Raw genomic sequence first — 4,730 nt, forward strand, 5'->3', positions numbered from 1 at the left:
ACAATCTTAACACCATCTTTATAGTTTAATATAAAATAGGACATAGACTCATGCTCCATGTCCTTCAGCAACAGACCCCGCCCGCACCTCTCATCGATGTGTAACAGGGCGGGCCAATTTTACAGTAAGAAAGCCTCGGAGCGATCCGGGGCTTATCTTTTTCCGAATGAATCATATACGGGCTTCTCGCAGCGCACACATGTGTATACCCCGTCAATCCATTTCCCCTTCCTGCAGCCGAACGCGCTGCCCTATCATGTCAATGTCCACGACGATGGCGGACACTTCGCATCGTTCGAACGGGTCATAGAGCTGCAAGGTAACGGGCTCCCTGTTTTCCATGGCCCATTGCAGCCGTCGCGATACCTCTTCAATTACCTGATCGTCGAGGTTCGGCCGTTCACAGCGGCGCTGCTCTCCCTGGTGACGGAGCAGTGCTTCCTTATGCTGCTGCAGCATCATACGGCTGGATTCCCACAGACCGTTATTCGACAGCTTCTTACTCATGCGGTCCGCCCCTTCCCGGCTGGCTGCCATGAAAGGATACGTTCCAGGAGAAACGGGCGCCACGCCCCCGCTGTCAGGCATGTTGCGTGCAGCACACCATCGCGGATGCTGCGGATGACGATCAGCCGCTGCGTAATGGCTCCATTACGATCCTCATAAATGATCTCAACAGTGCTGCCGACATATTGATCCAGCCTCATTACCATCATCTCTAATAGAACATTCGTTCTTGACTAAGTAATTCTTTTGTATTATTGTTCATATTAGTCGGCAGTTTTGTCCGGCCTGTCCGAAAAAATTATGTATAAAGACATTATAAAAGGTGATATAATATATCTATATTCCGGCGTTGTCCGAACGGGTGGTGTTTATGAGATCCGATTTTGTAATTAAACTTATCGAGGCGTTTAACAACAACGACGAGGAAAACTTTAAAAAAACGGTCCTTGAATTATCTGAGGAGGAAAGAAAAAAAGGAAATGTTCAACTAGCTAATAAGATAACAACATCTTTAAAATCTAGAAATATAAGTCCCAGTGCACAGAGAAGAGAATCCACATTTTCACCTTCTTCAGGTCTTAAGATGTTTGAACCAACGGGCATGTATACCCCTCGGGATAAGACATCAAATAACAGTTTGATCGATTGGTATCATCCTCAAGAAATTCAACAAGATTCTTTAATCCTAAGTAATGCAATATCAGGACAAATTGAATACATTATTAATGAATATAAAAATCGGGATCAATTAATTAAATTGGGGCTCAATTTTGAAAACAGATTATTGCTTTGCGGCCCCCCAGGTTGCGGGAAAACTTCTACTGCTTTTTCTCTATCCAAGTCGTTGTCTTTACCATTAGCTTATGTTCGATTAGACAGCCTGATTTCTTCCCTCTTGGGCCAAACAGGAACTAACATTAGAAAAATTTTCGAGTCAGTAAACAAGAAAAATGTGATTCTCTTTCTTGATGAATTTGATGCAATCGCCAAAAAACGTGATGATAAAAATGAATTAGGAGAATTAAAGCGAGTAGTCAATACATTACTACAAAATATTGATATGCTTTCAGAAGATGTTCTCGTCATAGCGGCGACTAACCATCAAGAATTACTTGATGCAGCTGTTTGGAGAAGATTTAATACGGTTCTGTATCTTGAACTACCCGATCAAGAAATGAGAGTCAATTACCTTGAAACGCAACTAAAAAAATTCGAACTTAATATCCAAGCCGATATAAAAAAGGTCGCAAATATTAGTAAAGGCTTTAATTTTTCTCAACTTCATGATGTTGTTGTCAAAACCGTTAAAAATGCTCTATTTCATCAGAAAAGAATTTTAATTTCCACTGCTGATTTTGTAAAAACAATTACAAATATGCTTCTTTTATTTAACGAAAGTGCTGTAGACGCATCATACTTACATTTGCTTAAGGGTAATGGCTTAACCCTAAGAGAAATTAGTGAAATAACCGGCGTACCTAAATCAACAATTTCTGATCGAATTAAGGAGTTGAATAAGGTTGAATGATCGAAGAAAACCAAAGAACAAAAATAAAGATCCAAAATCACACTTTTGGATACCCGATAGCGAAGTAGATCTAGTGGAATATAAGCCACGGTCAATACCAACACCAAGAGACATTAATCACGTTGAGCACGGCACAAATTTAGCTAAAGGAATCGAAGCTATACGAAAGTCACACCGTCAAAATAAAACGCCAATCTCAGACAAGATAATTATTTTTAAAGTTGAATTAGAAGAAGAAGATACGATTGATGATCGAGGAGACTTTGAAAAATTATTTTCAAATAACAAGTTGAGAGTTAACTCAATTAAAAAGTCCAACGTAGCGATTGTTTCAACTTCTCCTGCGAACTTAAATGAGTTTGACAGAAAATTGTCACAGTATACACAAAAAGATGGGAAATCCCATGGGTTTTTTCAGTATATAAAATCTATTTCATCCTACGCTTCTGAAGATAAACTTGCCCAATCTCTTAAAGACTCTGCTGAGATTCAAGATGTACAAATAACTTTGATTCCTAGTTTAGAGTCTTCCGATTACGAGAAAATGATTGAATTTCTATCTGGTAATATATTATCAGTGAAAGGTGAGTTGTTGGACAACATTATACTTCAAAACAATACACCTGTACTACGAGCACTTATTCCTTCAAGCGGACTAAAAGTGCTAGCTGATCAAGAAATAGTACTTGAAATAGGAAGAACACCTTTTTTCGAAACTGAAACTGAAGGTGGTGGTCAGGCTGAAATTGATTTCGACGATGTAAAAATCGAATTCTTGCATGACCCTAGGGAATTACCAATAATTTGTGTATTAGATGATGGGGTTTCCTTACCCGAGAGCATGAGTGATTGTATAGCAGGTAAGTATATATCTGAAGATTTAGAATTTGCTCCAACCTGCGAACACGGTACAAAGGTTGCGAGCAGGGCTATTTTTGGTGATGACATAGATACTCAAGTATTAAACAAACAACTTGTACCAAAAGTCCGAATAATCGATGCTGCAATTAGTGATGGGCTGACCCCCTTAGATGAACCCACTCTTATAAAGAGAATACGTCTGGCTGTTGAAAGCATTAAAGATCGGGCACAAATATTTTGTTTAGCATTAAATCAGCAAGATTCACTGTCTGGAGACTTCATTAGTAATTTAGCTTTTGAACTTGATTCTTTGACAAAGAAGTATACAGATTATGGTATCCAATTTGTAGTGCCTACAGGCAATCATAAATTATGGTCATATTATTCATCATTAGATGATATCATAGATGATGATGCGTCGAGAATGGCAGCTCCCAGTGAATCTTTTTATGCTCTGACTGTTGGCTCTGTATCGAGAGATAACCATCCGGATAGCATATCAGGCAGAGAAGAATTATCCCCTTTTAGTAGAATCGGCTTTGGATTTGCTGGTTCACCAAAACCGGATGTAGTCTACCCAGGTGGAAATGTATATATTAAAGACAACAAAGGGTTCATATCTGCTAATTGTGCTGCCTATGTTATAAACAACGAAGGGAAATTAACCCAAGATTTCGGGACAAGCTTCTCAGCACCACTGGCAGCACAAGAGCTAGCCTTACTTACAGAACACGTTCCTGAAAATGATATACTGATAGCAAAAGCACTATTACTTCATCATGCCGAAACACCCCATATTGACTCTTATAATTCATCTCAAGATTCCAGAGAGCTACATTCAAAATTGTATGGAAAAGGACTCGGAAATTATCTAAACTCTAAAAACTCTTATAAGAGTAGAGCATCTTATATAAGAAAAGGGAAACTTGGTAGACTCTTAAAACAGAGAATAAGATTCTACATGCCTTCAACTATTTCTAAATATTCAAACAGTAAAAAGCCTGTAGTAAAGGTTTCTGTTACTTGTATTTGCTTCTCACCAGTAAATCAAAGTATGGGCTATGAATATTTGAGAGCGTATGTGGACACATCTCTTCACACGATCAATTCAGGTAACAACATGGAAACAAATAATCCCGCCGGTAAAGAGGGTCGAAAAAGATGGAATCATATCCATCACTTTAATCGTATTATAAAGAGTTTTAACCCTGGTGACTGGCAGATTTGGCTGCAACTTTATACTAAACCTGAATTAACGAACGATGAAGAGATCGACTATATCCTTATAGTATCAATAGAAGATTTAACAACGAATGATGTTGATGTTCATGGCGGTATTTCAATTGAAAGCCACTCTCGTTTTGAGATTCTTTCTGAAATCCACGTAGAGGGTGAAAGTTTTAATAATGACGAAGAGTGATTCTAATAAATATACTCTAAGGAGAATTATGCTATGGGGAAAAAAGAACAGTTTGTATTAATGATGCCATTGATTCAAGACAATACGGGAGATGAAGTATACATACCGTCATCAGCTATGAATGGAGTAATACAAACCGTTCCAGTAACATACGAGGCTCTCGCAGGTTATGCTGAAGGTTTTAAAGGATTCGAGATGGATTCCATTGAGATACATGTAAAGGGCATTGCCAAATCAGGAGGATTAACTCAGCTTGTGGTTGGATTAGAGGGTGAGGCTGGTGTCAAATTAACTTTAAAAAAAAGCCAATAAATAAATAAGACGGATTGTAAAATGAAGTGCGACACCTTCTGGAAATAAAAAAACAAAAGGCTCATGGCCGGATTCGTGTAGAATGAAAGTTCTCACCACCCC

At 38.5% G+C, this 4,730-nt stretch carries 5 protein-coding genes; 3 read left to right on the plus strand and 2 right to left on the minus strand.

The window, feature by feature from the left end; genetic code table 11:
• Positions 1-213 precede the first annotated feature (213 nt).
• Both PPOP_RS06625 and PPOP_RS06630 read right to left on the minus strand, forming a co-directional pair.
• Positions 214-507, minus strand: coding sequence for a YolD-like family protein (locus tag PPOP_RS06625; protein ID WP_042227675.1), 294 nt, complete (start codon positions 505-507; stop codon positions 214-216).
• Positions 504-707, minus strand: a complete 204-nt coding sequence (locus tag PPOP_RS06630) for a hypothetical protein (protein WP_042227676.1) — start codon at positions 705-707, stop codon at positions 504-506. The genes PPOP_RS06625 and PPOP_RS06630 overlap by 4 nt, the downstream gene beginning before the upstream one ends.
• A gap of 170 nt (positions 708-877) precedes the next feature.
• On the opposite strand from PPOP_RS06630, the gene PPOP_RS06635 reads away from it, so the two are divergent.
• From PPOP_RS06635 to PPOP_RS06645, 3 genes are read left to right on the plus strand one after another with little or no spacing between them, the layout of a single operon-like run.
• Complete coding sequence (locus PPOP_RS06635; RefSeq protein ID WP_042227678.1) at positions 878-2,035, plus strand: AAA family ATPase; 1,158 nt, start codon at positions 878-880, stop codon at positions 2,033-2,035.
• Positions 2,028-4,316 carry a S8 family peptidase gene (locus PPOP_RS06640; protein WP_006285370.1) on the plus strand — a complete coding sequence of 763 codons (2,289 nt, stop codon included), beginning with the start codon at positions 2,028-2,030 and terminating at the stop codon, positions 4,314-4,316. The genes PPOP_RS06635 and PPOP_RS06640 overlap by 8 nt, the downstream gene beginning before the upstream one ends.
• Before the next feature lie 33 nt (positions 4,317-4,349).
• A complete protein-coding gene (locus PPOP_RS06645; protein WP_006285371.1) occupies positions 4,350-4,628 on the plus strand; it encodes a hypothetical protein in 279 nt (92 codons plus the stop codon).
• Positions 4,629-4,730: the final 102 nt, after the last annotated feature.

It is taken from the genome of Paenibacillus popilliae ATCC 14706, assembly GCF_000315235.1.
Classification (GTDB): Bacteria; Bacillota; Bacilli; order Paenibacillales; family Paenibacillaceae; genus Paenibacillus_B; species Paenibacillus_B popilliae.

What these genes read in the sequence shown, in the direction of transcription:
- PPOP_RS06625 (WP_042227675.1), bottom strand. Translation starts at nt 507, where the DNA reads ATGAGTAAGAAGCTGTCGAATAACGGTCTGTGGGAATCCAGCCGTATG.
- PPOP_RS06630 (WP_042227676.1), bottom strand. Translation starts at nt 707, where the DNA reads ATGAGGCTGGATCAATATGTCGGCAGCACTGTTGAGATCATTTATGAG.
- PPOP_RS06635 (WP_042227678.1), top strand. Translation starts at nt 878, where the DNA reads ATGAGATCCGATTTTGTAATTAAACTTATCGAGGCGTTTAACAACAAC.
- PPOP_RS06645 (WP_006285371.1), top strand. Translation starts at nt 4,350, where the DNA reads ATGGGGAAAAAAGAACAGTTTGTATTAATGATGCCATTGATTCAAGAC.